The organism is Micromonospora sp. NPDC048935 (genome assembly GCF_043197875.1).
Taxonomy (GTDB): Bacteria; Actinomycetota; Actinomycetes; order Mycobacteriales; family Micromonosporaceae; genus Micromonospora.
In genome coordinates, this window is sequence record NZ_JBICTZ010000004.1 from 52,668 (window position 1) to 79,554 (window position 26,887).

A 26,887-nucleotide genomic window follows, 5' to 3' on the forward strand; every position below is an offset into this window, starting at 1 on the left:
CGGGCCGGATGGTGGGATCACCTGACCCGGGGTCGTTACCCGCCGGTTACCCTCAAGGGGTCTGACACGCGCCGCCGGCCCCGGTTCCGGCGGCGTCGGCACGCTCAGGGTCGCTGGGAGGGAGTGCACAGTCGTGGCACTCGTGGTGCAGAAGTACGGCGGGTCCTCCGTCGCCAACGCCGAGCGGATCAAGCGGGTGGCCGAGCGCATCGTCGACGCCCGCAAGGCCGGCGACGACGTGGTGGTGGTGGTCTCCGCGATGGGGGACACCACCGACGAGCTGCTTGACCTGGCCAACCAGGTCAGCCCGCTGCCGCCGGGCCGCGAGCTGGACATGCTGCTCACCGCCGGAGAGCGGATCTCCATGGCGTTGCTCGCCATGGCCATCCACAACCTGGGGTACGAAGCCCGCTCGTTCACCGGCTCGCAGGCCGGCGTGATCACCACCTCGGTGCACGGCCGCGCCCGGATCATCGACGTCACCCCCGGGCGGCTCAAGGGCGCGCTCGACGAGGGATCGGTGGTCATCGTGGCCGGCTTCCAGGGCGTCTCGCAGGACACCAAGGACGTCACCACGCTGGGCCGGGGCGGCTCGGACACCACCGCCGTGGCGCTCGCCGCCGCCCTGCACGCCGACGTGTGCGAGATCTACACCGACGTGGACGGCATCTTCACCGCCGACCCACGGATCGTGCCCAACGCCCGGCACATCCGGCAGATCACCTACGAGGAGACGCTGGAGCTGGCCGCGTGCGGCGCGAAGGTGCTGCACCTGCGTAGCGTGGAGTATGCCCGGCGGGCGGGGTTGCCGATCCACGTTCGTTCGTCATACTCGACCAACACCGGCACGATGGTCACCGGATCGATGGAGGACCCTTCCGTGGAGCAGGCACTGATCACCGGGGTCGCACACGACCGCAGCGAGGCCAAGATCACGATCGTCGGGGTGCCCGACGAGCCGGGTGCCGCCGCGCGGATCTTCGACACCGTCGCCGGTGCCGAGATCAACATCGACATGATCGTGCAGAACGTCTCCACCGAGGGCACCGGCCGGACGGACATCTCGTTCACCCTGCCCAAGGCCGACGGCCCGACCGCGATGGCCGCGCTCAGCAAGATCCAGGAGCCGGTGAAGTTCAAGGGCCTGCTCTATGACGACCACGTCGGCAAGGTCTCCCTGATCGGCGCCGGCATGCGCTCGCACCCCGGTGTGGCCGCCGGCTTCTTCGCCGCGCTCGGCTCGGCCGGGGTCAACATCGAGATGATCTCCACCTCCGAGATCCGGGTCTCCGTGGTCTGCCGGGACACCGACCTCGACGCCGCCGTCCGCGCCATCCACGACGCGTTCGAGCTGGGCGGCGATACCGAAGCCGTGGTCTACGCGGGGACAGGTAGGTAGCGCCGATGACGGCGCTGCCCACCCTCGCCGTGGTCGGGGCGACAGGTGCCGTCGGCACCGTGATGTGTGAGCTGCTCAGCGGGCGTCGCAACGTCTGGGGTGAGATCCGGCTCCTCGCCTCCGAACGCTCGGTCGGAAGGCGGGTGCGCTGTCGAGGTGAGGACGTCGTCGTCCAGGCGCTGACCCCGGAGGCGTTCGACGGCGTCGACGTGGCGATGTTCGACGTGCCCGACGAGGTCTCCGCCGAGTGGGCGCCGATCGCCGTCGCCCACGGCGCGATCGCCGTCGACAACTCCGGTGCGTTCCGGATGGACCGGGACGTCCCGCTCGTCGTTCCGGAGATCAACCCCGAGCAGGTCCGCGACCGGCCCCGGGGCATCATCGCGAACGCCAACTGCACCACCCTCGCGATGATCGTCGCGGTGGCGCCCCTGCACCGCGAGTACGGCCTGCGGGAGCTGGTGCTCGCCTCCTACCAGGCGGTCTCCGGCGCCGGTAAGGCCGGCGTGGACATCCTGCACGACCAGCTCACCAAGGTCGCCGGGGATCGGGCGCTCGGCTCGCGTACCGGCGACGTCCGTCAGGCGGTCGGCGACGACCTCGGCCCGTTCCCGGCCCCGCTGGCGCTCAACGTGGTGCCCTGGGCCGGCTCGCCGGCCGACGACGGCTGGTCGTCGGAGGAGATGAAGATCCGCAACGAGTCGCGGAAGATCCTCGGCCTGCCCGACCTCAAGGTGTCCGCCACCTGCGTCCGGGTGCCGGTGGTCACCGGCCACTCGGTGGCCGTGCACGCGGTCTTCGGCACCGAGGTGGACGCCGAGGGCGCCCGCGAGGCACTGCGCAACGCGCCAGGGGTGATCCTTGTCGACGACCCCGCCGCCGGGGAGTTCCCGATGCCGATCGACGCGGTCGGCACCGACCCGTCCTGGGTCGGCCGAATCCGCCGAGCCCTGGACGACCCCCGCGCCCTCGACTTCTTCGTCACCGGCGACAACCTCCGCAAGGGCGCAGCCCTCAACACAGCCCAGATAGCCGAACTACTAGCAAAAGAACTAAGAACCCCCTAACCCCACCCCGCCCCACCGTGCCCCGCCCCGGCCGTGCTCGCGTGCGCCCCGCGCCCCGCCATCGCGGTCGATCATGGAGTTGTGGTGGGTGAATTATCCAGCTCTAAGCCTTTTGCGCGGCACCACAACTCCTTGATCGACGCCGACGCCGACGCCGACGGGGGCGCGGGCGGGGGTTGTGGGGTTGTGGGGTGGGTCAGGCCGCGGAGAGGAGAACCCCGTCTCGGCCCTGGCGTTTCACCGCGTAGAGGGCCTGGTCGGCTCTTCTCAGGGTGCGGTCGGGGGTTTCGCCGGGGTGGGGGAGTGCCACGCCCACGCTGATCGTGCGGCCGATGCGCCGGGCCGCCTCGGTCAGCCGTTCGGCGATCCGGACCGCCTCCTCGGGGCGGCTCACCTCGATCACCGCGACGAACTCGTCACCGCCGATCCGGTACAGCTCGTCGCCGTGCCGGAGCGCCTCCTCCAGAGCGCGGGCCAACCCGACAAGCACCCGGTCGCCGGCCTGGTGGCCGTACGTGTCGTTGACGATCTTGAAGCCGTCCACGTCGATCGCCAGCAGCGCCGTACGTCCCGGGGTCGCCGCCGCGATCCGCTGCCCGAACGGGCCGGTGTGCCGCAACCCGGTCAGCGGGTCGGAGCTGGCCTGCTCCCGTAGTCGGGCCAGCGTGCGGAGCCGGTCGAGGTTGGTCCAGGCCTGCCCGGCGAGTAGTTCCATCAGGCTGACCGTGGTCGGGTCCGGCCGGAGGGCGCGTTCGTCGGCGACCAGCAGCACCCCGTCGGCCTCCGGGGGCCCGACCGGTACGGCGACAAGTGTGTGCACCCCCGCCCGGGTCAGCGGCCGGTAGTCCTCGGTCGGGGGGTGCCCCGCCTCGCCCAGGGTGTATCCGGCGCCGTACCGGTGTGCCCGGTCGACCATCCGGTCCAGGGCCGCCGGCCCGGCCTCGGTCAGCTCGGCGCGGATCCGGGTCTCCAGGTCGTTGGGCACCGCCGGGGGTGGGCCGAGTTGGCCGGCGAGCAGGAGCACAGCGGTGGAGAGGGTGGAGACCTCCCGGGCGGCGCTTGCCGCCGCGCCCATCAGCTCCCCCTCGCTGAGCGCGGTGGCGAGTGCGGCGGTGTGCCGGAGCAGCTTCTCGCTGCGGCTCTCCTCGGGTGGGCCGCCGAGTGCGGCGATCCGCGCGCCGAGCCGGTCGGCCAGCCGCTGTGTCGTCTCGCGCCACCGCTCCAGGTCGGTGGGCGCACTCCACTGCAGGTCGAGCACGCCGATCGTCCGGCCCGTCGGGTCCAGCACCGGTACGCACAGCTCGGCGGTCACGTCGGGGCGTACCGGGAGGTAGTCCGGGTCGACTGTCACGTCCGGAACGACGGCGGGGCTGCCGGTGGCGTACACCCGCCCGACGATGCCGCTTCGTGCCGGCACGGTCGCGAAGACCTGCCACGCCCCGGTCGCCGCGACGCACCGCAGGCGGTCGTGGACCGCGAGCAGCACGGAGATGGTGGCGGGGGTGTGGCGGGCCAGCGCGGTGACGGTCCACCGGCAGGCTTCCGCCACGCTCGACGCCATCGGGAGGTGGACGGTGACGTCACGGACGACTCGCTGATGATCCACTCGCACGTCGTTCCAGGTAGGGGAGGGGCCCGGCCGGCGCCGAGCCGCGCGATCAAGCGTACTCACGGTGGCGAGAACTGCCGGTCTTCGTACACACGTGCTATCCACAGGCTGTGGACACAGCCTGTGGGCGACGTCGTAGGCGTCGAAGTTGACGATCGCGCTTGCGCATGCCAATAATAGTTGGCATGAGCCAAGGTGAGTTATGGGTGAGCTGAGCGGTGATCGGCTGGTCGAGGTCCTCGCCGCGCTGGCCAGCCCGCACCGACTGCGGGTGCTCGCCGCACTGGCCGGCGGACGTGTCTACGTCTCACAGCTCGCCCGCGATCTGGGCATCAGCCGCGCACTGCTGCAGGTGCACCTGAAAAAGCTGGAGAAGGCCGGGCTGGTCACCGCACATCTGGAGTTGTCCGAAGACGGCAAGGCACTCAAGTACTACGAGACGACGCCGTTCTCGTTGCACCTCACGCCCGACGTGGTGGCGGCCGCCGCCACGACCCTGAGCACCGCCGGAGACGGCGATGCCCTACCGAATGGACACAGTTAGATGGACGTCACCGCCTCGATCTTCCTCGTCGCCGTCGCCGCCCTGCTCATCTCGGGTGTCTGGTATGCGGGCGTCCGCACGCGGACCGCGCTGGCGGGCGAGCTCCAGCGGCAGTACGCCGAACAGGCCGCCGAGACGCAGCGCCTGCTCGCCGACGTGAGCGCGCAGTTGGCCGACCTGAACCGACGCACCGCGGACATGCAACGCATCCTCAAGGACGCCGAATGACCACCCTCAGCCTCAGCCCACCGGTCACGCTGCTCAACGTCCCCAACGCCATCACCGCCGTACGCACGGCCAGTGCCGTCGGGCTCGCCGTGGCGGCGCTGAGCCAACGCAGCGCACACCTGCTGATCGCCGCCTACCTGGTCTACTGGATCGGGGACATCCTCGACGGTGTCGCCGCCCGGGCGCTGGGCCAGGAGACGCGTACCGGAGCGGTCTTCGACATCGTCGCGGACCGTGCCTGCACGTCGGCCTGTGCCGCCGCGCTGATCGTGCTGCGGCCCGACACGGCCCTGCCGATCGCGGTGTTCCTGGTCCAGTTCATGGTCATCGACCAGTTGCTGAGCCTGATGTTCCTGCGGTGGCCACTGCTCAGCCCGAACTACTTCGCCAGCGTCGATCACCGCATCTACCTGTGGAACTGGTCTCCCCCGGCGAAGGCGCTGAACACCGCCGCAGTGGTGCTGCTGGCGATCTTCGCGCCGATGGCCGTTGCCGTCACGTTCGCCCTCGGGGTCGCCGCGGTGAAGGTCGTCTCGTTGATCTGCGCCGCCAGGCTGCCGGCGGGCCTCCCGCACACCCGGCCATGATTGCCGTCCTGGTGGCTACGGCCGTCGGGCTGCTGTCGGCCTTCCTGCCGTTCACCCCGGCCGAGCCGTACCTGGTAGCGGCCGTCGCGACGACAAGTGCGCCGCCCGTGGCGCTCGGCGTGGCCGCCGCTGCCGGCCAGACCGTCGGCAAGGTCCTGATCTTCCTCGGCGCGCGCGGCGCGATCCGTTCGACGTGGCTGCGCCAGCGGCTCAGCAGACGCCCGACGACCGCGCCGCGGCAACCGGGCCGACTGGGCACGATGCTCGCGCGTCCGAAGGCGACCGGAGCGCGACTCGTGGAGATGCTGGAACGCCCCCGCCAGTCCAACGGCATGCTCCTGGTCAGCGCCGTCACCGGCTTCCCACCGCTGCTGGCCGCCAGCGTCTACCTGGGACGCACACCCATGCGCCCGGCCGCCTTTGCCCTGACGTGCCTGTTCGGCCGGGCGATCCGGTTCGTCACGGTCGCACTGGCCCCGCAACTCGCCGGCTACTGAAACGGTGCCGGGCCGATCTGGTCACACCCCACAACCGCGCCTCGGGCCTTAGCGTGAAGCCCACGACACCGAGGAGGCGAGCCACCCATGATCATCGCTCAGCTCAGTGATCCCCACCTGACCACCGGTCCGCTCGCCGCCGCGCCGGCCGCCGGGCTGAATCGTGCGCTCGGCCGGGTGCTGGCGTTGCGGCCCCGACCCGACTGCGTGGTGATCACCGGTGACCTGGTCGACAACGGTCGGCCGGACGAGTACGAGGTGCTGCGCGAGCTGATCGGCCGGTTCCCGGTGCCGGTCTACCTGGCCCCCGGCAACCACGACGACCGCGAGGCACTGCTCGACGCCTTCGGGGGCACACCGTGGCTCGGCGGCGGTTTCTCCGCCTACTACCACGTCGACCACGAGGCGGCGACGATCGTGGTGCTCGACTCGCTCGTCGCCGGCAGCGACAGCGGCCAACTCGGCGAGGAGCAACTCGGCTGGCTCGACGGCGTGCTCGCCGGGCGACCCGAGGTGCCCGCCGTGCTCTGCCTGCACCATCCGCCGGTAGCTGTCGGTTTCCCCGCGGCCGACTCCATCCGGCTCGCCGACGGTGACGCGCTCGCCGAGGTGATCGGCCGGCACCGGCACGTCGTGCGGGTAGCCGCCGGCCACCTCCACCGCGCGGTCACCACGGCGTACGCGGGCACTGTGCTCACCGTGGCACCCAGCACCTGGAGGCAGAGCGCGCTCACCATGAGCGCCGACGAGCAGTTCGGTTGGGTCGACGAGCCGACCGCCTTCCTGCTGCACCTGGTCGAGGCGGGCGGCTGCGTGACACACACCGTGCAGGTGAGCCACTCCGCCGGCCAGACCGGCGGCTTCTGACGGCACCCCTCATGGAGGTCTGGTACGTCGCGTACGGCTCGAACATGCACGCCGCCCGGCTGGCGTGGTACATCGGCGGCGGCTGCCCGCCCGGCGGGAAGCGAACGTACCCGGGTTGCCGGGACCGCCGCCCACCGAGCCGGTCGGTGCCGGTGTCGCTGCCCGGCGGCATCTACTTCGCCGGCGAGTCCCGTGCCTGGACCGGGGGCATGGCCTTCTACGACCCGCACCTGCCAGGCCAGGCCGCAGCCCGCGCCTACCTGGTCACCAGGGAACAGTTCGCCGACATCGCCGCCCAGGAGATGTACCGCCCAGCGGGTGCCGCCGACCTGGTCCCCGCGACCGACGCCGCGATCGAGGCGGCCGTCGCCCACGGGCGGGCGACACTCGGCCCCGGGCGGTACGAGACGTTGGTCTGCCCCGGCAGCCACGGCGGCGTCCCCCTGCTCACCTTCACCGCACCCGAGGGAGCATCGGCCGTGCGGTGCCGACCACCCGCGCCGATCTACCTCGGCATGATCGCCCGCGGTCTGCGTGAGGCACACGACTGGCCAGCCGGGCGGATCACCAGCTATCTGGCCGCCCGGCCCGGCGTGGCCGACGCCTGGCCGCCCGACGCCGTCGCCGCCCTGGTCACCGAGGCGCTGGCCGCCGGCTGACCCGTTGTGCCGCTGACTGACTTGCTGCGCTGGTTGACCCGCTGACCCGCTGGCTGACTTGCTGTGCCGGCTGACTTGCTGTGCTGGCTGATCCGCTGTGCTGGCTGATCCGCTGTGCTGGCTGGCCCGCTGGGCCGGCGGTTGACCCTCTCCGCCGGTGGCCGTCAGGCGAGCAGGAACTCGCGCAGCGCGGGAGCCAGCGTCGCCGGAGGCACGTCGTGGTAACCACCGTCGAGGCTGATGGACCGACCGCCCGGGACCGCCTCGGCCGCGGCCGCACTCGCGTCCCGCAGCCACTGTGGACTGCCGGTGCTGTGCACGGCGAGAGTCGGCACGGTGATGGCCGCCAGTCGATCGGCCGGCAGTCGCCCTCCGGCGGTGACGATCGAGTCGTACACCAGGGTGTGCGCGACCGCGGTCAGTGCGCCCCACACCTGTTGCGACCGCATCCTGGTGATCTCCTCCGCCGGCAGCCCCACCGAGTCGCTGAGGAAGAGCTGCACCGCGCCGTCCCTGTCGTCGGCGGCGATCAGCTCGATGAGGCGGGGGGTGAGGTCCCTCCAGACGCCCACGTGCGGACCAACCTGGAACGGTGGCTCGAACAGGGCCAGCCTGGTCACCGGCAGGCCCTGCGCGGTGGCGAGGGCGGCCAGGACCGCGCCGGAGGAGATCCCGTAGACGGCGGCGGAGCCACCGGCCGCCGCGATCAGGGCCGCCAGGTCGTCGATCTCGCGACCGATCTCGTAGGGCGCGGTGTCGCCGCTGTAGCCCCGGCCGCGACGGTCGTAGCCGAAAGCGGTGAAATCCGGTGCCAACGCCGCGGCCAGCGCGCCAGTCGCACCGCGATCGCTGAACGCGCCGCCGACCAGGACGATCGCGGGCCCGGCGCCGGACCGCTCGAACGCGATGGGCGTGCCGTCCGCCGATCGCACCTGCTCCACCGTCGGTGTCGTCTCACTCACGATGCTGCCTCCGTCCGCGCCCACCATCCCGTCCTTTCTAGACCCTGGGTACGACGATGTCTGCCAGACCGCGGTAAACGCCTGTCACAGGCGTACCCGCAGCTCCGGGTCGACCCGGCGGCGTCCGGATGAGAGGCTGTCGGGGCAGGCGGCCATCCCCTCACCGCCGCCAACCGCGACCCTGACGACGGTGTCGTGCGGCGGCCCGGCCGACCCAGAGGCCGGGCCCCGCGGGCGCCGATTCTCACAAGGAGATCAATGTCCATAACCGGGATGCGACGGGCCGCTGTCGGCCTGACCGCGCTCGCGGTGGCCGCGTTCGGCGCGGTCGCCACCAGCCCTGAGCAGGCCGACGCACGACCGAAGCCGGTCGACGTCACCCTGCTGGCCCTCAACGACTTCCATGGCAACCTCGAACCGCCGAGCGGGTCCAGCGGCACCATCGCCGGGCAGACCGCGGGCGGCGTCGAATACCTGGCGACCCACCTCGCCGAGCTGCGCGCCGCCGCCAAGAAGAAGAACACCATCACGGTCGCCGCCGGAGACCTGATCGGCGCGTCCCCGCTGCTCTCCGCCGCGTTCCACGACGAGCCGACAATCGAGGCGCTGAGCATGGCCGGGCTGGACTACGCCAGCGTCGGCAACCACGAGTTCGACGAGGGCGCCACCGAGCTGCTGCGCATGCAGAACGGCGGCTGCCACCCGGTGGACGGCTGCGCCGACGGCACCCCGTTCCGGGGCGCCGGCTTCAAATACCTGTCCGCGAACGCCTTCAGGACCGCCACCGGCAAGCCGCTGCTGGCACCGTACGCGATCCACAAGGTGCAGGGCGTCAAGGTCGGCTTCATCGGGATGACCCTGGAGGGCACCCCGCAGATCGTGAGCCAGCAGGGCGTCGCCGGCCTCACCTTCGCCGACGAGGCGGACACCGCCAACCGGTACGCTCGCGAACTGCGCCGCCAGGGCGTACAGGCGATCGTCGTGCTGCTGCACGAGGGCGGCACCCAGGCGGCGACCGGCGGCATCAACGACTGCGTCGGCATGACCGGTCCCATCGTGGACATCACCAACCGGATGGACCCGTCGATCGACGTGGTGGTCAGCGGGCACACCCACCAGGCGTACAACTGCGACATCAACGGCAAGCTGGTCACCAGCGCCAGCTCGTTCGGCCGCCTGGTCACCGACATCGACCTGAAGATCGACCGCCGGAGCGGTGACGTCGTCTCCGCCGCGGCGAACAACGTCGTGGTCACCCGCGACGTCGCCAAGGACCCAAAGCAGACCGCACTGATCAACCACTACAAGACCGTGCTCGGCCCGGTCGCCGGCCGCCAGGTCGGCGTGACCAGCCAGGCGATCACCCGGAGCCAGGAAACCCTCTTCGGTACGAGTCTGGGTGAATCCCCACTGGGCAACCTGATCGCCGACGCCCAACTCGCCGCCACCGACAACGAGGAGGGCGCGGTCGCCGCCTTCATGAACCCGGGCGGTGTCCGGGCAGATCTCGACGCCGGCCCGGTCACCTACGAGGAGGCGTTCACGGTGCAGCCGTTCGCCAACAACCTGGTGACGCTCGACCTGACCGGCGCGCAGCTCTACTGCGTGCTAGAGCAGCAGTTCGTCACCAACCGGACGCTGTACCCGTCGTCGACCGTGGGCTATGTGGTCGACCCGAACGGCACCACAGGCACGGTTGCCGACCCCTGCGCCGGCACCCGAGTGGTCCGGGGCAGCCTCACCCTCGGCGGAACCGCCGTCGACACCGCAGCCACCTACCGGGTGACGGTGAACAACTTCCTGGCCGGCGGCGGCGACGGCTTCAGCGCCCTCACCGGCGGGACCAACCAGGTCACCGGCCAGATCGACCTGGACGCGTTCGTGGCGTACCTGACCGCCCAGTCGCCGGTCTCCGCCCCGACGCTGGACCGGATCCGCACCACCGCCGAGGTCCCCGCCGCCTGACGGCCGACCCCGCGATCATCGGGCCCCGGAGCGAGTGCTCCGGGGCCCGATACGTCCTCGACGTTGTCTGCCCGCGTCCGTGCGTGGCCGCGCTCGACATTGTCTGCCCGTGCGTGCCCGTGCTCGATGTTCCGTGCCCGTGCTCCGTGCCCGTGCCCGTGCCCGTGCCCGTGCCCGTGCCCGTGCCCGTGCCCGTGCCCGTGCCCGTGCTCCGTGCTCCGTGCTCCGTGCTCCGTGCCTCGCTCGTGTCCTGCGCGCGGCCCGTCCCAGGGCCCACGCCTGCCCACGCCTGCCCGCGCCGGCACCCGCGCCCGCGCAAGATCGCGCTCGAACATGGACGTAGTGGCATCGGCGCTTGAGGATGCCACTACATCCTGGATTCAGCACGATCTTGAATCGCCACGAGACCAAGCGGGCTCAACCTCGACGCAATAACCACCACAACGAAGATCACCGAAGGTTGCAACCACTGGTTGAGCCCGCCGAATGGGGAAGGTCCGCACAACATCAGGGATGTTGCTGCCTCCCGCGTGCCCGAGGCAGCAACATCCGTGATGTTGCGCGGATCATGGCGCCAGGGCCCCATGGTGGGCGCCGAGACGCGGGGGCGAGGGCGCGCCGAGACGCGGGGGCGGTCGGAACGCCAGGGCGCCGAAACGCCGAAGCGCCGGAACGCCGGGCGCCGAGACGCGGGGCGCGGGGACGGTCGGAACGCCAGGGCGCCGGAACTCCGGGCGCGGAGCGCTGGGGCGCTGAAGTGTTTGGTGCTCGGCGGGGTGCTTGGTGAGGCGCGGGGCGGGTCACGGAGGCGGTGGCCGATCTGCCCGGTCCGGCTGCCGTGTTTGGTGGGGCGCGGCGCGCGTGGGGCCTGGGGCGCGGCGCGCGTGGGGCCTGGGGTGCGGCGCGCGTGGGGCCCGGGGTGCGCAGGGTGCGGGGTGCGCGCGGGTGCCGGGTGCGGGCCTGGGGTGCGGGAGGGCCCCTTACGGGCCGCGCGTGGGGTGTTCGAGGTCAGGCCGGGGTGGGCGCGGGGGCGGTGGATGCCGGGGCGGTGGTCGCGAGGCCGTCCTGTTCGGCGCTGAGCAGCCGGCGTAGGGAGAGCGCGACCAGTGAGGCGACCAGGCAACCGCCGACCACCGTCGCCACCCAGACTCTGCCGTCGGCGGCGCCGATGAGTGGGCCGGCGGTGACCGGGCCGATCACGCCGCTGATTGCGAAGATCATTGAACTCATCGCGTTGTACCGACCGCGTAGCTCGTCCGTGGCCAGCGCGTTGGTAAGGGCGGGCATCACCGGCGACAGCATCGTCTCGCCGAAGCCGAAGATCGCCGAGCAGGCCACCACGCACACGGCCGCCAGCAGTGCGCTTTCGCGGGTGACCAGGCCGGCCGCGCCGAGGACCAGCCAGGCGGCGGCGAACACCGCTCCCACCACGGCGAGTGCCCGGGTGCGGCTGCGCCCCTCGATCCGGCGGATCACCAGCAGTTGCGCGAGCACGATCATCAGGGTGTTGGCCGCGAGCGCCCAGGCCACGACCCGGGGGTTCACCTCGACCACGCGCACCGCGTACGCGGCGAAGCCCACCTCGACCTGCGCGTACCCGCAGGTGGTGAGGATCAACCCGAAGATCACCAGTCGTCGGAACGGGCGGTCGCGGAGCACGGTCAGGTAGCCGCCAGGTGATGGTTCGTCGACGCCGCGACGGCTGCCGAGGCGGTGGCCCACGCTGGGCAGGGTGAGCAGAATCAGCGCCGGCAGCAGGTAGGTCACCGCGTCCAGTAGGTAGATCGTCTGGAAGGTGCCCGGCCGGGCGGTGTCGACGATCGCGCCGGAGGTCATGCCACCGATGCCGATACCGAGATTGAGCAGGGCGAAGTTCAGCCCGAAGACGCGTTGCCGCTCACCGTCGTCGGTCAGCGACGCGAGGATCGTGTTCTGCCCGGACCAGATCGCCGAGCTGCCGATGGCGATCACCGTCATCACCAGCAGGGCCGAACCGGTCGAGTGGACCAGTGCGAGCGAGCCGGTGCCGACCGCCTCGATCAGCAGGCAGGGCACCACCACCCAGCGGGCGCCGATCCGGTCGATGAGCGTCCCGCCCAGCGGCGACAGCGCCAGGGTGACCACGCCGTACCAGCCGATCACCAGCCCGGCGCGGGCGTCGGTGAGACCGCGTACGTCGGTCAGGTAGATGAACAGGAACGGCAGGGTCAGACCGCGCCCGATCGCCGACAGCAGGGTGCCGAGCATGATCCGGCGGGCTTCCATTCGGCGGGGCAGGGCACGACGCAGCATGTTCGGCATTCTGTTCGCCAGGTGTGACAGCACGCGAACCGTTTAAACCACGTCCAGTTGTCGCCGGAGGCGTCGGGTGACCAATCCCACGATGATCCACTCGGTTTGGTGGCGTCGGTCGGTGTCCGCCGGGTCTGCGATGCTGGCCCGATGACCGGCACCTGGCGACATCTGCCCGCTCCCGCCCGCGCCATCGCGGTGACCGCCACGGCGGCCGTCGCAGCCGCCCAGGCACGCGACGGTCAGGCGTACGAGGAGGCGATCGGTGACCTTGCCGCCGACGAGCGTTCCGGCCTGGTGCTCGGCGCGGTGGTCCGGCTGCTGCTGGAGGAGAGCCATCCGGAGGGGCTGACCGGCGACGACATCCGCCAGGTGTTGACCCGCTGCGTGCAGGGCGCGACGCGGTGGCGTTCGGACGTGGACCCGCACGTGGTGCTCGTACTGCTGGCCGGCGCGCTCGGCGTGTACGACCCGGAGAGCGACGAGTCGCCTCCGGCCGCGTCGGCGCTGGCCCGGCACGCCCCGCTTCTGGTGGCCGACCTGTTGGCAACGACAAGCGTGCCGTTGAACGACTACCTGGCCGCCGCGTTCAGCGAGATCGAGCGCACCGAACGGCAGGACTGACCGGCAGGGGGCGGCCACAGCACCGCTGTGGCCGCCCCCTGTGCAGATCAGGCGGCGGGGGCCGCCACCTCGAACGAGTACCAGTTGGCGTCGTATCCGACCGTGCCGTCGGCGTGGACGCCGTAGACGGTCAACGTCACGTACCCGCTGGCGGTCGGCGTCCAGGTGATCGTGGCGCGACCGTTCTCGTCGGCCGCCACCTCGGTCGGCTCGGCGTCGTCGAAGCTGTAGCGGTAGGCCGTGGTGTCCGTCCAACCCACCGGCGGGGAGAAGGTGAAGGTGCCCTCGACCCCCACCCCGCCGACCGCCGAGCCGTCACGCGAGTAGTAGACGTCGGACTTCACCCCGGGTCCGGGGCTGTAGTACCCGGACCAGGAGGCCGCCTGTGACACGAATCCGTTGTCGCTGTGGCTGCGTACCGTGAGCCCGGGTCCGTCCGGCTTGGTGGAGACGAAGCGGAAGTACGCCGTCCCGTCCTCCTCGGCGGACCGGATCTCCGGGTCTCGCCCGTCCAGGGTGATCTCGTACTCGCGGACGCCTGTGACACCGGGAGCCGGGACGAACCTGAGTACCACTTCCTGCCCCCACTGCGGCGGACCGTTCTCCTCCCGTACCTCAGGGGCGGTCCACGGCAGGAGGGTGCGGTATTCGACGGTCCCGGAGACGTTGCCGGCGACGTCGATGGAGCGAACGGTCAACGTCTGCATTCCGAAACCGGTCGGATTGATCGTCACGGTCGCCGAACCGCCCGGCTTGTCCGCCCGGACCGATCCCGGCTGGTCGAGCGGGTTCTTGCACTCCAGTTGACCGTAGTCACCGCTGGCCGAGCAGCCGTGGACGCCCAGGCCGCGCCAGGAGTACTCGAAGCCGGCGACGTCCTTGTTGCCGTTGCCGGAGAAGGTGAAGGTCCCGGGCACACCTGCCGGCGCCCACTCGCCGGTGCTGTCCGCCGGGTAGTTGGCCGAGGTGACGGTGGGCGCGCCGGGCGCGGTGCGGTCGTGGGTGAAGAAGCACTTCTTCGACCACGCCGAGGCGTCGGTGCCGTCGGTCACCCGGGCCTGCCAGACGTACGACTCGCCGTCGGCGAGGAAGCCGTCGGGCAGGTTGACGGTGTTGGCCCGGCCGGAGATGCCGTGCTCGCCGGTGAACACCTGCCGGGCGTCCGGCGTGGCTTTCGGCCAGATGGCGACCTCGGTCCGGACTGCACTCGCGTCGTCCTGGTCGGCGTCGGAGCCGACTGCCTGCAACACCGTGGCGAACCCGCCGATGCGCGGGTACGGCTTCAGTTGGGTGCAGGGCAGACCACCGTTGTACAGGTGGGCACCGTCGATCTGCGGCACCGAGTTGTACTCGGTGCTCATCCGGACGCCCTGGTAGGCGTCGAGTCGTCGACCGTAGGAGGCGTCGCTCTCGAACTGCTCCGGCACCCGGATCTCGAAGGTGATGTGGCGCTGCCGGTGTGCCACCGCATCCTGCACAGCCGGGGTCACGTCGAGGGCGATGCCACGGGGGCAGTACTGCGTGGGCGTCATGTCTTCGGCGACCTTGACGAGCGGGCTGGGCGACCGATTCCAGGTGGGCGTCGTGGTCACCGGCTTCGTACGCCAGATCTCGACGGCCCGCTTACCGCAGTCGGCGACGCTGTCCTCGTCGACGAAGACCTTGCCGGAGTAGATCTTCTTGCCCTCGTACGCGGAGAGGTCGAAGGTGACGTACACCCGCGAGGTGTGGCTCTTGCCCGCGTCGTCCTGCCAGGTGCCGAGCGGAAGGGGGGTGCCGTCTTCCGACGGGTACGCCTTCTTCGGCGTCGCCGAGTCGGTCCAACCCACCGCGACGGTCGGCGTGCGCTCGGGCTGCGGTGCGGCGAGGGCCGTGCTCGTGGTGGAGACGAGACTGAGCCCGCTGACGCCCATCGTCAGCGCGAGGGCGCCGAGGGCAGCGCGGCGCGGCCTGGATCTGATCACAGTGAAGTTCCTCCCGTGTGCCATCCGGCTACTGAACGGATGATCAGGCGCAGCAAACCCTGAAAGGCGCGGGGTGGCAACAGCCTTTCGGCCGGCGTGGTGGCCGACTGAAAGGATCGATGATATTAAAGGCAGGGCGTCAGGCCGGGGCGGCGAGTCGTCGCGCCACGACCTCCAGATACTCCGCCGGGATCCGTACCGTGCCGTCGATGGCCCGGTTGTGCGTACGGGCCAGCTCGACCAGCTCGGCGTGCAGTTGCGGTCGCCGTTCCTCGGGCAGCGCCTCGAACGCCTTCACCGTCGGCCCGTAGTTGGCCCGGAAGAAGTCGGCGAACTCCTCGGGTGTGCCGAAACGGAAGACGAACTCCCGACGTACCGTCCGCAGGTCGCCCACGGCCCCGCCGAGCAACTCGCGGACCCGGGCCTCGTCGCCCCACTCGACGGGCGCGCGCAGCCCCGGCGGTGGCGGCACATGCCGCGCCACCGTGCGGAACAACTCGCCGACGAACCCCTGGGGCGTCCACGAGGCCAGCGCCACCGTGCCGCCGGGGCGGCAGACCCGGACCAGCTCGGCGGCCGCCCGCTGCTGCTCCGGGGCGAACATCACGCCGACGACGGAGAGCACCGCGTCGAAGGTCCCGTCGGGATGTGCCAGGTGCTCCGCGTCCCCGGTCACGAAGGCGACCGGGAGCCGCTCCGCCGCCGCCCGCTGACGACCCCGTTCCAACAGCCGGGGTACGTAGTCGACGCCGGTCACGACGCAGCCGCAGCGGGCGGCGGCGATGGCGGCGTTGCCGGAGCCGGTCGCCACGTCCAGTACGCGGGCACCGGCCGACAGGTCCGCCGCCGTCACCAGCAACTCGGAGATCGGATGGATGAGCGCGGCGACCGCGCCGTAGTCGCCGCTGGCCCAGGTCACCTGCTGGCGTGTCTTCACTGCGTCGAAGTCGAGTGCGGTGGTCATGTGCGTCCCCCTCGGGCGGTAGTGGTGCTGCCGACGCTAGGTGGCTGACCGCCTCGGGGGATCGGCAGAAGTACCTATGTTGGCGGCGGTATCGGCAGGCAGGGCACGCTCAGTCCTGGTTCCAGGTGTCCGTCTCGAGTGTCGACGGCGCACGATCCGTGTGCGCGTGGCAGGGCGGCGAGCCATCAGCCGTCGGCGTGAGACTCGGAAATCAGGGCTTGCTCGCGTGGAGGTACACAGTCACGGTGTCCTCCCTGTCGAGGTCCACCAGCAGGCGACGGTAGGTGCCGTTGGCTCCCGGTGCCTCTTCGTTGATCCCGGAGACCGGAAAGCACCAGAGGGCACATCCATGGATCGGATGTGCCCTCTGACCTCTGGTCGGGGTGGCCGGATTCGAACCGACGACCTCTTCGTCCCGAACTGGCGGCACGCCGGTCGGATCGGGTGTCATCCGAGGTCATCCGGCCTGCTGGGGTCGCGCTGGGTCGGGTGTGGTCGGCTCGGTTGCTGTACTTCGCTGCTGTACTGCTCGTCGACGAGGAACTGCCGGAAGTGGGTGCGCATCTCCAGCCAGTGGCGGTGGTCGTCGCAGGGGTGGAGTCGGCCGCAGCGGCACAGGCTCAGGGCCGACTCGGCGTGCTTGGTAAGCAGGATGTCCGCATGGGTCACCTGCGCCTTTGCGTACTCCCGAAAGGCTGTCGAGGTGTAGATGGCTCCCATCGGTCACCGCCCTGGCCTGCGGGCGTGGCGGTGGTGCCAGAGGGCTTCGGCGACGGCGTCCACGGGGTCGATGTCCCCGGCCGCCAGGCGCTCGCGGGTGACGGCGATCCAGGGTGGCGACGTGGGGGTGGCTTCGCCGCACGCGGTGCGCATCCCTTCCTTGGCGAGTTGGGCCAGCCGGCAGGGGTCGCGTTGGTTCGTCTGCCAGCAGCCGGTGGCCACGCAGAAGCCGGCGCTGTCGGGCCGGTGAGCCTCCCAGAGAGCGCGAGCCAGTCGCCACAACAGGCGGTGCTGGCAGTCGGCGGGCGGCTCCACGGGCGGGTTCTCGGCATCGAAGGACATGCGCCGACCATCCCGGCCATAGGTGGCGGGCTCCATGGCCAGCGGTCATGTCACTGTGACATGGACGGGCTCGACCAGCGTGAATGGTCGCCTTAGGCTGTCGGCCTGAACACCTTGAGTAGTCGGAACGCGACGCTGGGAGTTGCCGTGCTGCTCGATCCGCTTCGGATTTCGGAGGATGCGTGGTCGCACGGCGAGGTGCTGGCCGTCCTGGCTGCCCGCGACATCGGCGGGTTGTTCCGGTGGATCACGAGTCTCACCGGGGCGAGTCAGAGCCGGATCGGGGCCGCTGTCGGGCTGGAACAGGGCTACGTCAGCCGGATCATGGCCGGACGCAAGGTCACCTCGATCGACGTCCTGGAGCGGATCGCCGATGGCTGCCGGATGCCCGACCAAGCGCGGACCGCGATGGGCCTGGCACCCCGGCAGACCGCACCGCTGGCCGGCCCCGACCGGCGCACCCCCAGCGAGCCGCCGGCCATCCGGACCTGGCAGGAGGACGTACGCAGTGCCGCAGAACTTTGGCGAGGTGACGTGAACCGTCGAGACGTACTCCGGCAGGTGGCTTTCAGCTCCGCCGGCTACACCCTGCCGGCGCTGCGCTGGTTCACCGCCCCCGACCCGGCCCCGGTCACCCAGCCCGGCCGCAACACCATCGGTCAACCCGAGATTGACACCATCCGCGCGATGACGGCGACCTACCGCCAGTTGGACAACCAGTACGGCGGCGGGCACGCCCGCGACACCGTCGCCCGCTACCTCCACCAGGAGGTGACCCCGCTGCTCACCGACGGCCGGTACGACCATCCCACCGGGCAACGGCTGCTCAGCGCCGCCGCCGAACTGGCCCAACTCGCCGGCTGGCAGGCGTACGACACCGCCGAGCACGGCATCGCCCAGCGGTATCTGACCCTTGCTCTGGACTTCGCCCACGCCGCCGGAGACGACGGCCTCGGCGCGGAGATCCTCGCCGCGATGAGCCACCAGGCCACCTACCTCGGCCACACCGCCACCGGCCTCGACCTCGCCCGCGCCGCCGGCCGAACCGCCTGCCGCGCCGGGGTTCCCGTGCTGACCGCCGAAGCCCACGTCATGGAGGCCCACGCCCTGGCCAAGGCCAACGACGAACGGGCCTGCGCCGCAGCCCTGCACCAGGCGGAACAGGCCCTCGACCGGGCCGACCGCAGCAGCGACCCGCAATGGCTCAGCTACTTCGACGAGGCGTACCTGTCGGCCAAGTTCGGCCACTGCTTCCACGCCCTCGGCCGCAACACCCACGCCGAACGCTTCGCCGCCCGATCGCTGCGGATGGACAACCGGTACGTACGCGGTCGGGCCTTCAACCTCGCCCTGCTCGCCAGCGTCCACGCCCAGCAGGGCGAACCCGACCGGGCCTGCGCCATCGGCGCGGAAGCCCTGACTCTGACTAACCAGCTCCGCTCGGCCAGGGCCGTTCGCTACCTCCGCGACCTGCAAACCCAGCTCGCCCCACACCGGCGACTACCCGCCGTCCGGCACTTCACCGGTCGCATCGATGCCACCCTCGGCCCTCGACGCTGACCGTCACAGCTCTCCCCGGGCTTTGCGCGCCACCAGCTCCAGCACCGCGATCACCGTGCCGGCACCGACGATCTCACCTCGGGACACCAGGCCGTACGCCTCGTCGAGCGGAATCCAAGCGACCTGCTCGGCCTCGTTCACGTCCGTGGGCGTGCCGATGTGCTCGGCGTGCCGGGCCAGGAAGAGAAGGTTCTCGGCGTCGGCAGTGCCGACCCACGGTTGGAAGGACAACAACGGCTCCACCGCCTGGGCTCGCCAGCCGGTCTCCTCCTCGACCTCCCTTACCGCACACTGCGCCGGTTGTTCCTCGTCGTCGACGTAGCCGCCGGGCAGCTCCCATACCCATCGGTCGAACACGAACCGGTGCCGCCGCATCAACAGCAGGCGCTCCCGGTCGTCGAGTACGGCGACCATGGCTGACCGGGGAGCCCGGATCACGTACTGCTCGAAGCGGACTCCGTCGGGTAGCTCCACCTCGGCGATGCTCAGCCGCGCCCGGCGGGTATCGTCCACGACCCGCTCGCCGTGGATGGTCCACCGGGTCAACTCTGTCGCCTGCTTCTTCACCACCTCGCCAGTATCCGCGCCGACCCCATCACCATGCGCGACAGGCGGCATCTGCTGGTCGCACCACCCCGGCGTTCGGCCCCTCGCTTGTAAGTTCTGAGCGATCCGGCCGGCCAGGTCCGTCTACGTCTGCGACCTCGGGCAGTTGTCCGCGCTCGGCGGCCGGTGGCTGCCCCGTCTTCGCCGGTTGCTGTCAGCGCTGTTCCGCACACGGCTTAGGAAGGGTATAGCGCCTGTTGCGCCACCAGCGGTCCTACCAGGACATACGCCCGACGGCTTCGAACCGATACGCTTGATCATTCCGTGCACGTTCCGGATCTTCTCGCGTGGCCTGATGCTATGGCTCTCCGCGTTCGGCCCTGTTGCTGTCAACAGCCACCTCCATGGCACCCGGGAACACCAGCACTCGTCGCCCAGCGGGGCCCCATGGGGTGGTCTCACGATAGCCAGAACGGCCCCACCACGACGCAGGCAGGTCCTCCGTTGCGGTGACTGTGGAACGCCCTCTTGGCCGGCATCACAGCCGCTGGCCCATGATCGAGGCATCTTCGGATGATCTTCTCCGGCCATCTGCCGGCTAGATTAAGGTAGGCGACTCTGCCGGAGTCATGGGAGGAGCGGCGTGAGCGGCGAAGGTAAGCGCATCGGAGGCCCTCAAGAGCACTTGCTCAAGCAGCTCGTCTTCCCGTCGAGGTTCGAAGTGCTGGAGAAGTACCTTGGCTCAGAGATAGCCCGTCTAGTTGTCGAGCCTCCAGCCCCGACCCGAGACGCGCTTGAGTCGGCCAGTCAGGCAGCCAAGGCACGCGGCGAGGGAATCTTTTTACCTTTTTACGCCAGCTCAGGGACAGGAAAAACTACCCTGGCAAACAGCCTGAGCACGTTCTTCCCAATGGATTTCGCTCCCACTGAAGATCTCGAAGGAATAGTTAGTTTCGATGAGCTGAAGAGGGTGGCCTCTTCGGCAATGGAACGATTGCCGGCGAACGACCGCCGCGTAGTTCCTATCAACATTGACCACCGAGAGAGCGATCCTCCAAGTTCGACCGAACTTTCTCAGATCAAGAGGTTCCTTAGAGAGCCGACGGTCGGCTATCGCACGGCGCTCCTCTGGCCGGAAACGTCCGGAACCATCGCGCATAAAATGGCTAGCGACTTTAGCGCAATTGCGGGCACGCCCGCGATTCGGATTCCAGTAGAAGTCGAAGGTCCCTCACGGGAAACCTGGATCTCAATCGCGCAGAACACCCTACAGCTCGCCAATAACGTCGATTCACTAGAGCTGCTCGGCGTCAACCCGAAGGATTACGATCCCGGAGAATTTTCCTCGATCGGCGAGTTTTTACGCCAAGTCTCAAACGACTTTAGTGCGCGTCGAATGGAAATGCTTCGCGAGACGCGCAAGCCGATCCGACTAGCAGTCATCTTCGTGTCGGAATCACCTGATGCCGGCGTCCTCATGCAACTGACCAACAGCGGCAAGTTCGGGCTAATGGATGGGAGTGCACTTCTTGACGCTACACGCGAAAGCGTGGTGGGCCGGTGGTGGGATCAGCATCGCGGTCTATTAACGCAGATGATAGTCCAGCTTGACGCCCGGCTGTTCGGCATGGCGCCACAAACGACTATCCCGATCTTGCGACGCTTCGGGTCTGAGAGCATCGTTAAGGACCTGACCGACCTTGATGTTGGAGCTGCGCGTCCATCTGACATCAAGACTTCATTGAGACGGTCCGATTTCGGAAAATACCTCAATGGAACCGCTCGTCCAACTTACGAGACACGAGGCACTCCGTCTGCCATCTCATCTCCCGCCTTCTCTCTTTTGGCGGACAAAGGCTTCACGAGCGGGCAAGATAAAATATTTAACAAATCGATGCTTGAGGCTATCAGAATATACCTCGAAGGCGAAGGAATAGCGGTGTCCAGTAGCGGCGCTGAACAGAAGCTCGACTTTTGTCCGCTTATTCCAGACAACCACTTCGAAGTTGACGGGGAAGTGGTATGCGTCGAATACACTTGGCGCAAGGGCACCTTCTTGACGAATACTAACCGAGGCAATATCGCCCAGTATGTCTTGCAGAAATTGCAGAACTACGCGCGAGAACTTGGCAGAGCGTAACTGGCATCCCGTCTGCCGTCGACCCGCGCTCCTGTGGAGCGGGCCGCCGCCCGGCCCGCCACGTCAAGCGGACCTTGACGGCTCGTACGGGCGCTGGCGGGTTGGGCGGTGGTCTGCTCGGCTTGCCCCGGGTCGTCGGCGGGCGGGATGGCTGCGCAACCACCCACGGACCGCAACCCGCCGACGGTCTTCGGCCATCCTGGAGCCGGAGCGCCCCCGCCGGAGGCGCCGTAGCCGCAACCCCGCGACCAGCTCGCCGCGCGCATGTCCGGACTCGGCGTGCGCTGCCCTACGCCGCGCCGGCCTGGCGCGGCGACCCGGCCGGCTGCCGGCCGACAGCATCAACCCATCACGAACACTGTCGTCCTCGGCGGCCCGCTGGGCTTCCCGCTATCCGCGCCAGCCGCCGGGCGTGTTGCGTGGCCGGCGTGGAGCGCCAGCGGAGCGACGGACGCGCGCCCAGGTGGCGGCGCGTGCGGCCCGTTCAGGGCCGCCTTGATAGACGTACAGAAAGTCCTCCCACACCGGCCGGCAGTCGGCCGCCCTGCGGGTTCACGGCGGGTTGACGTGTCGGTACCCGGTGCTACTCTGGCCCTCGTCGAGCACGTCAGCGCGGCCTTCCCGCCGGGTCGCTGAACTCGACTTCGGAGTTGCCGAGCGGTCTTCCTGCCGCTGATGCGGGTCACGTCCCGCCGGCTCTCGATCGCACCGGCCACTGCGCCGACTCGGAATCCGCTGAGCGGCCCAGCACGGCCTTCCCGCCGTCCACGATGGCCCTCGGATTCGCGCACCTCGACGGGTGGGGATCGCCTGCGGCAACCACCGGAAGCCGATGACCAGGCACCCCACCCGTTCCGGCCTCACCCAAGATCCAGAAACCCAGCTTAACGGCGGTCCAAGGCCGATGGTCTGCACCCGCCCTCCGGCGTGAGCCGCCCTCTCCGGCGGTGCCAGGAGACACCACGAACACCACCGACGGACACCGCTTCGGCGTCCGGTGGCAGTTCGCTGCCTGTCCCCTGACACCCCTTGAGGAGAGAACCGTGTCCACCCTCACCGCCGGCCGTGACGCCCAGGCCCTGTACCGCGCCGCCGCCCCGGACTTCTTCGGCTGGCTGGAGCACACCCGCGCCGCCGGAGGCTGCACCCGCCCGATCCGCCTGGCCGGCACCCTCACCGCCGTCGAGTCCGGCACGGGCCGGGTCCTGGCCGAGCGGCACACCGACGAGCTGCCCGATCGGACGCTCTACAAGGCGTGCGGCAACCGCCGTGCCGCCCAGTGCCCCGACTGCGCCTGGGTCTACGCCGGTGACGCCTTCCAGGTGGTCCGCTGCGGCCTGACCGGTGGCAAGACCGTCCCCTCCACCGTCAGCGCGCATCCGGTCGTCTTTGCCACCTTCACCGCGCCGTCCTTCGGCCCGGTCCACCACCGGCACATTCCCCGGCACACCTGCGCCGGCCGTCGGCGCTGCGACTGCCGTCCCGCACCCTGCCGCGCCCGGAGCACCGCCTGCACCTGCCCACACGGGCAGCCCGCGGCGTGCTTCACCCGCCACGACGCCGACGATCCGCAGCTCGGTCGACCGCTCTGCCTGGACTGTTACGACCACGATCACCAGGCCGTCTGGAACTACTTCTCGGGTGAGCTGTGGCGGCGCACGAAACAGGCCATCGAACGCCACCTCACCGCAGCGTGCCGCCGACGCGGCATCCCCCACGTCCAGGTCACCACCGATTCCGGGCGGGTGCGCCAAGTGCCTCCGGTGCGGGTGTCCCACGGGAAGGTCGCCGAGATGCAGCGCCGGGGCGCGGTGCACTTCCACGTCCTGCTGCGCCTCGACGGCGTCGACCCGCACGACCGGCACGCCCTGGTGCCACCGCCGGCCGGCGTCACCGTCGACAACCTTGACGCCGCCGTCCACGCCGCCACCCGACAGATCACCGTCACCACCCCAGCGCACCCCGACCGGCCGCAGGGCTGGCCGGTCGCCTGGGGCGCGCAGGTCGACGTACGCCGCATCGGCACCAGCGACGGCGACGTGACCGACGGGAAGGTAGCCGCCTACCTCGCCAAGTACGCCACGAAGTCCACCGAGGTCACCGGCCACTGCTCCACCCGACTCACCCCGGACACCGTCGACGCCTACGCCGACCGGGAAGGCGACCACCTCGCCCGCCTCATCGACGCCTGCTGGCGGCTCGGCCGCCCCACCCGGCACCACGTCACCCGGACAGCCGGGAAGACCGAAGACCGTCAAGGCGACCTTGACCCCGCACCGAACGAATACGCCGGGCTGCGCCGCTGGACGCACATGCTCGGCTACGGCGGCCACTTCCTCACCAAGGCCCGCCGCTACTCGGTCACCTTCGGCGTGCTTCGCGACACCCGCGCCGCCTACCGCCGCACCGAGCACACCGGCACCGCCGACAGCGACGACACCGCCGGCACCATCACCGTCGGCACGCTGGCCTTCGTCGGCTCCGGCTGGCTGACCGACGGTGACGCCCTGCTCGCCAACACCGCCGCCGCCCAACGCCGCGAACGCCAACGCATCGGCCGGGAAGAACTCGCCCACGAAGCGTGGTCGGGGGTGGGGGCGTGACCCAGCCCCTCACCCCACGCTGGTACTCGCCCGCCGAGGTGGCCGTCCTGCTCGGCTTCGGCCTGTCCAAGGTCAAGATGAAGATCGCCACCGGCGAACTGCGCTCCATCAAGGACGGCAAGTACCGCCGCGTCCTGCCCGAGTGGGTCGATGAGTACGTCCGCGAGCAGGTCCAGCGGCAGGAGGCCGCCTGATGCCCGGCCGCACCCGCGCCAACGGCGAGGGCTCGATCTTCCCGTACCGCAACGGCTTCGCCGCGTACGTCTGGGTCACCAAGCCCGACGGCAAACGGACCCGCAAGTACGTCTACGGCCAGACCCGGGAAGCCGTCCACGACAAGTGGATCAAGCTGCACCAGCAGGCCAAGGCCGGCCCGGTCGCCACCCGGGTTCCCACCCTCGGCGACTACCTGACCTACTGGCACCGGGAGGTCGTGCGCCCCAACCTCGCGCCGCTGACCTGCGCCACCTACGAGACGATCCTCCGGCTGTACGTGATCCCCGGCCTCGGTGGGAAGCGGCTCGACCGGCTCCAGGTGCGCGACGTGCAGACCTGGATCAACGAGGTTGCCCGCGCCTGCCAGTGCTGCGCCCAGGGCAAGGACGCCCGCCGCCCGGAACTCAAAAGGCGCTGCTGCGCGCTCGGCCGGTGCTGCGGCGATGTGCCGTCCGCCCGCACGGTCAAGGACGTCCGGGGTGTGCTGCGCTCGGCGCTCAACCACGCGGCCACCGAGGAACTGGTCACCCGCAACGCCGCCGCCCTGGTCAAGCTCCCCCCGGTCCGCCGCCGCAGGGGCAGGGCGTGGACCAGTGACGAGGCCCGTCGCTTCCTGGAGTCCGCGCGGGCCGACCGCGACCCGCTGTATGCCGCGTACGTGCTGATCCTGGTCCTCGGCCTGCGCAAGGGTGAGGTGCTCGGCCTGACCGGGGACGCCGTGGACCTGGCGGCGGGGGAGTTGTCGATCGGCTGGCAGTTGCAGCGGGTCGGCGGGCAACTGCTGCACCGGGAGACCAAGACGCAGACCTCGGACGCCACCCTTCCGCTGCCGGACATCTGCGCGGCGGCGCTCGGCCTCCGCCAGCAGGCGAGGAAGGCCGACCGCGACGAGGCGGGCATCGCCTGGCAGGGCTCGCCGCTGCTGTTCACCACCCGCTACGGGACCCCCGTCGAGCCGCGCAACTTCAACCGCTCCTGGGACGCCCGCTGTGCCCGTGCCGGAGTCCGGAAGATCACCGTGCACGATGCACGGCGTACCTGCGCGACCCTGCTCGTCGACCTGGACGTGCACCCGCGCGTCATCATGCAGGTGCTCCGGCACGCCGAGGTGTCGGTCACGATGGAGATCTATTCGCAGGCGTCCTCGGACGCCACCCGCGACGCCCTCAAGCGCCTGGGGGAGAGCCTGCGCTGATCCGTTGCTGTACTTCACTGCTGTACAGTTGCTGTACTTCACTGCTGTACAGAAGCACCAGAGGGCACATCCATGGATCGGATGTGCCCTCTTACCTCTGGTCGGGGTGGCCGGATTCGAACCGACGACCTCTTCGTCCCGAACGAAGCGCGCTACCAAGCTGCGCCACACCCCGAGGCGTGCCGACAAATAGTAGCCCACCCGCCCGGATGGTCAAACTCGGTACCCCCGCCGCCCGGACCCGGCCCAGACCCCCAAGGTCCGCACAACATCAGGGATCCTGCTGCCTCACAGCACGCCGAGGCAGCAGGATCCCTGATGTTGCGTAGATCTTGGGCGAGGGCGAGGGCGAGGGCGAGGGCGAGGGCGAGGGGAGCGAGGGCGAGGGCGGCGGGGGCGGGCCCGAGGGGTCGGCGCCGGACTGTTAGCGGGGGATGAGGGTCAGGATGCTGGCCTCCGGGGGGCAGGCGAAGCGGATCGGGGCGGTCGGGTGGGTGCCGAGGCCGGCGGAGACGTGCAGCCACGAGTCCGAGCCGGGCCAGCGGTGCAGACCGCGCGCCATCGAGCGGGGCAGGCCGCAGTTGGTTACCAGAGCCCCGTAACCCGGGACGCAGACCTGACCGCCGTGGGTGTGCCCGGCGAGGAGCAGGCCGAAGCCGTCGGCGGCCATCTGGTCGAGCACCCGTGGCTCGGGGGAGTGCGTCAGCGCGATGGACAGGTCGGCCGAGGACGAGACCGCCCCGGCCACGGTGGGGTAGTCGTCCCGGTCGATGTGGGGGTCGTCCACGCCGACCAGGTCGAGCTGCCGACCGCCGGCTTTCAGCGTGGTCCGGGCATTGTTGAGATCGGCCCAGCCGGCACCGGTGAACACCTGGCGCAGCTCCTCGTAGGGCAGCTCGACGCCCTCGGTGTACTCCCGGTCGGGCAGGAAGTAGGTGAAGGGGTTCTTCAGCACCGGCCCGGTGTAGTCGTTGGAGCCGAACACGAACGCACCTGGATAGTCCAGCAGTGGTTGCAGGGCCCGCAGCACTCCGGGGACCGCGCCCGGGTGGGCCATGTTGTCGCCGGTCACCACCACCAGGTCGGGGTCGAGGGCGGCCAGCGACGCCACCCAGCGCTGCTTGCGCGACTGGTCGGGCATCATGTGCAGGTCCGACAGGTGTAGCACGCGCAGCGGTTCCGCGTCGGCGGGCAGCACCGGCACGTCGTACCGCCGCAGGGTGAACATGTTGCGCTCGATGAGCGACGCGTACGCGAGCGTGGCCGCGCCGACCGTGGCGGTTCCGGCGGCAAGCCGGAATAGTGTGCGCTTTCGCATGGCGTTCAGGGTAGTTTGA

The 26,887-nt window shown here is 70.1% G+C and carries 24 protein-coding genes and 1 tRNA gene; 15 read left to right on the plus strand and 10 right to left on the minus strand.

Annotated elements, in window-relative coordinates; genetic code table 11:
* The first annotated feature begins 133 nt into the window (after nucleotides 1-133).
* Nucleotides 134-1,399: an aspartate kinase gene (locus ACGFIW_RS13480; RefSeq protein WP_393314200.1), complete on the plus strand. Its 1,266-nt coding sequence runs from the start codon at nucleotides 134-136 to the stop codon at nucleotides 1,397-1,399.
* A 5-nt stretch (nucleotides 1,400-1,404) separates the two neighbouring features.
* Entirely contained in the window at nucleotides 1,405-2,466 is a 1,062-nt protein-coding gene (locus ACGFIW_RS13485) for an aspartate-semialdehyde dehydrogenase (protein ID WP_393314203.1), read from the plus strand.
* 196 nt (nucleotides 2,467-2,662) lie between these two features.
* On the opposite strand, the gene ACGFIW_RS13490 is transcribed toward ACGFIW_RS13485, so the two are convergent.
* Nucleotides 2,663-4,027, minus strand: coding sequence for a diguanylate cyclase (locus tag ACGFIW_RS13490; protein ID WP_393315274.1), 1,365 nt, complete (start codon nucleotides 4,025-4,027; stop codon nucleotides 2,663-2,665).
* Nucleotides 4,028-4,277: 250 nt separating this feature from the next.
* Here ACGFIW_RS13490 and ACGFIW_RS13495 point away from each other — a divergent pair, with 250 nt between their 5' ends.
* From ACGFIW_RS13495 to ACGFIW_RS13520, 6 genes are all read left to right on the plus strand, one after another.
* Nucleotides 4,278-4,619, plus strand: a complete 342-nt coding sequence (locus tag ACGFIW_RS13495; RefSeq protein WP_393314206.1) for an ArsR/SmtB family transcription factor — start codon at nucleotides 4,278-4,280, stop codon at nucleotides 4,617-4,619.
* Nucleotides 4,620-4,847, plus strand: a complete 228-nt coding sequence (locus tag ACGFIW_RS13500) for a hypothetical protein (RefSeq protein WP_393314208.1) — start codon at nucleotides 4,620-4,622, stop codon at nucleotides 4,845-4,847.
* Entirely contained in the window at nucleotides 4,844-5,434 is a 591-nt protein-coding gene (locus ACGFIW_RS13505) for a CDP-alcohol phosphatidyltransferase family protein (protein ID WP_393314211.1), read from the plus strand. Before ACGFIW_RS13500 ends, ACGFIW_RS13505 begins: the two co-directional genes overlap by 4 nt.
* An 11-nt stretch (nucleotides 5,435-5,445) precedes the next feature.
* Complete coding sequence (locus ACGFIW_RS13510) at nucleotides 5,446-5,931, plus strand: hypothetical protein (RefSeq protein WP_393314214.1); 486 nt, start codon at nucleotides 5,446-5,448, stop codon at nucleotides 5,929-5,931.
* Between the two features lie 87 nt (nucleotides 5,932-6,018).
* Nucleotides 6,019-6,798, plus strand: coding sequence for a phosphodiesterase (locus ACGFIW_RS13515; protein WP_393314217.1), 780 nt, complete (start codon nucleotides 6,019-6,021; stop codon nucleotides 6,796-6,798).
* A gap of 11 nt (nucleotides 6,799-6,809) precedes the next feature.
* On the plus strand, nucleotides 6,810-7,457 hold the full coding sequence (locus ACGFIW_RS13520; RefSeq protein WP_393314220.1) for a histone deacetylase: 648 nt from the start codon (nucleotides 6,810-6,812) through the stop codon (nucleotides 7,455-7,457).
* Between the two features lie 164 nt (nucleotides 7,458-7,621).
* On the opposite strand, the gene ACGFIW_RS13525 is transcribed toward ACGFIW_RS13520, so the two are convergent.
* Nucleotides 7,622-8,419 carry an alpha/beta fold hydrolase gene (locus ACGFIW_RS13525; protein ID WP_393314223.1) on the minus strand — a complete coding sequence of 266 codons (798 nt, stop codon included), beginning with the start codon at nucleotides 8,417-8,419 and terminating at the stop codon, nucleotides 7,622-7,624.
* A 258-nt stretch (nucleotides 8,420-8,677) separates the two neighbouring features.
* Between ACGFIW_RS13525 and ACGFIW_RS13530 the strand changes: the two genes are divergently transcribed.
* The gene (locus ACGFIW_RS13530; protein WP_393314226.1) at nucleotides 8,678-10,384 is read left to right on the plus strand and encodes a bifunctional metallophosphatase/5'-nucleotidase; all 1,707 of its coding nucleotides are present in this window, start codon (nucleotides 8,678-8,680) and stop codon (nucleotides 10,382-10,384) included.
* A gap of 1,008 nt (nucleotides 10,385-11,392) precedes the next feature.
* Here the strand turns inward: ACGFIW_RS13530 and ACGFIW_RS13535 are convergent.
* A complete protein-coding gene (locus ACGFIW_RS13535) occupies nucleotides 11,393-12,676 on the minus strand; it encodes an MFS transporter (RefSeq protein ID WP_393314229.1) in 1,284 nt (427 codons plus the stop codon).
* Between the two features lie 150 nt (nucleotides 12,677-12,826).
* Between ACGFIW_RS13535 and ACGFIW_RS13540 the strand changes: the two genes are divergently transcribed.
* On the plus strand, nucleotides 12,827-13,300 hold the full coding sequence (locus ACGFIW_RS13540) for a hypothetical protein (protein ID WP_393314232.1): 474 nt from the start codon (nucleotides 12,827-12,829) through the stop codon (nucleotides 13,298-13,300).
* 47 nt (nucleotides 13,301-13,347) lie between these two features.
* Here the strand turns inward: ACGFIW_RS13540 and ACGFIW_RS13545 are convergent, their stop codons facing one another.
* The 4 genes from ACGFIW_RS13545 to ACGFIW_RS13560 all read right to left on the minus strand — a co-directional run bounded on the left by ACGFIW_RS13545 (nucleotide 13,348) and on the right by ACGFIW_RS13560 (nucleotide 17,290).
* The gene (locus tag ACGFIW_RS13545; protein WP_393314234.1) at nucleotides 13,348-15,264 is read right to left on the minus strand and encodes a hypothetical protein; all 1,917 of its coding nucleotides are present in this window, start codon (nucleotides 15,262-15,264) and stop codon (nucleotides 13,348-13,350) included.
* Nucleotides 15,265-15,403: 139 nt separating this feature from the next.
* Complete coding sequence (locus tag ACGFIW_RS13550) at nucleotides 15,404-16,228, minus strand: class I SAM-dependent methyltransferase (RefSeq protein WP_393314237.1); 825 nt, start codon at nucleotides 16,226-16,228, stop codon at nucleotides 15,404-15,406.
* A gap of 447 nt (nucleotides 16,229-16,675) precedes the next feature.
* Nucleotides 16,676-16,948, minus strand: a complete 273-nt coding sequence (locus ACGFIW_RS13555) for a hypothetical protein (RefSeq protein ID WP_393314239.1) — start codon at nucleotides 16,946-16,948, stop codon at nucleotides 16,676-16,678.
* Nucleotides 16,949-16,951: 3 nt separating this feature from the next.
* Nucleotides 16,952-17,290 carry a hypothetical protein gene (locus tag ACGFIW_RS13560; RefSeq protein WP_393314242.1) on the minus strand — a complete coding sequence of 113 codons (339 nt, stop codon included), beginning with the start codon at nucleotides 17,288-17,290 and terminating at the stop codon, nucleotides 16,952-16,954.
* 147 nt (nucleotides 17,291-17,437) lie between these two features.
* On the opposite strand from ACGFIW_RS13560, the gene ACGFIW_RS13565 reads away from it, so the two are divergent.
* On the plus strand, nucleotides 17,438-18,850 hold the full coding sequence (locus ACGFIW_RS13565) for a helix-turn-helix domain-containing protein (protein ID WP_393314245.1): 1,413 nt from the start codon (nucleotides 17,438-17,440) through the stop codon (nucleotides 18,848-18,850).
* 3 nt (nucleotides 18,851-18,853) lie between these two features.
* Here ACGFIW_RS13565 and ACGFIW_RS13570 read toward each other — a convergent pair whose 3' ends face one another.
* Entirely contained in the window at nucleotides 18,854-19,420 is a 567-nt protein-coding gene (locus ACGFIW_RS13570) for an NUDIX hydrolase (RefSeq protein WP_393314248.1), read from the minus strand.
* 619 nt (nucleotides 19,421-20,039) lie between these two features.
* Between ACGFIW_RS13570 and ACGFIW_RS13575 the strand changes: the two genes are divergently transcribed.
* The 4 genes from ACGFIW_RS13575 to ACGFIW_RS13590 all read left to right on the plus strand — a co-directional run bounded on the left by ACGFIW_RS13575 (nucleotide 20,040) and on the right by ACGFIW_RS13590 (nucleotide 25,550).
* Entirely contained in the window at nucleotides 20,040-21,536 is a 1,497-nt protein-coding gene (locus tag ACGFIW_RS13575; RefSeq protein WP_393314251.1) for a hypothetical protein, read from the plus strand.
* A 1,043-nt stretch (nucleotides 21,537-22,579) separates the two neighbouring features.
* Nucleotides 22,580-24,139, plus strand: coding sequence for a replication initiator (locus ACGFIW_RS13580; RefSeq protein ID WP_393314253.1), 1,560 nt, complete (start codon nucleotides 22,580-22,582; stop codon nucleotides 24,137-24,139).
* Nucleotides 24,136-24,333 (plus strand): excisionase family DNA-binding protein, encoded by a 198-nt coding sequence (locus ACGFIW_RS13585; protein WP_393314256.1) that lies wholly within the window; start codon nucleotides 24,136-24,138, stop codon nucleotides 24,331-24,333. The genes ACGFIW_RS13580 and ACGFIW_RS13585 overlap by 4 nt, the downstream gene beginning before the upstream one ends.
* On the plus strand, nucleotides 24,333-25,550 hold the full coding sequence (locus tag ACGFIW_RS13590; RefSeq protein WP_393314259.1) for a tyrosine-type recombinase/integrase: 1,218 nt from the start codon (nucleotides 24,333-24,335) through the stop codon (nucleotides 25,548-25,550). The genes ACGFIW_RS13585 and ACGFIW_RS13590 overlap by 1 nt, the downstream gene beginning before the upstream one ends.
* Nucleotides 25,551-25,648: 98 nt before the next feature.
* Here the strand turns inward: ACGFIW_RS13590 and ACGFIW_RS13595 are convergent.
* Together ACGFIW_RS13595 and ACGFIW_RS13600 are read right to left on the minus strand one after the other, a co-directional pair.
* Nucleotides 25,649-25,725 (minus strand) — tRNA-Pro (locus ACGFIW_RS13595).
* Nucleotides 25,726-25,974: 249 nt separating this feature from the next.
* On the minus strand, nucleotides 25,975-26,868 hold the full coding sequence (locus ACGFIW_RS13600; protein WP_393314262.1) for a metallophosphoesterase: 894 nt from the start codon (nucleotides 26,866-26,868) through the stop codon (nucleotides 25,975-25,977).
* Nucleotides 26,869-26,887: the final 19 nt, after the last annotated feature.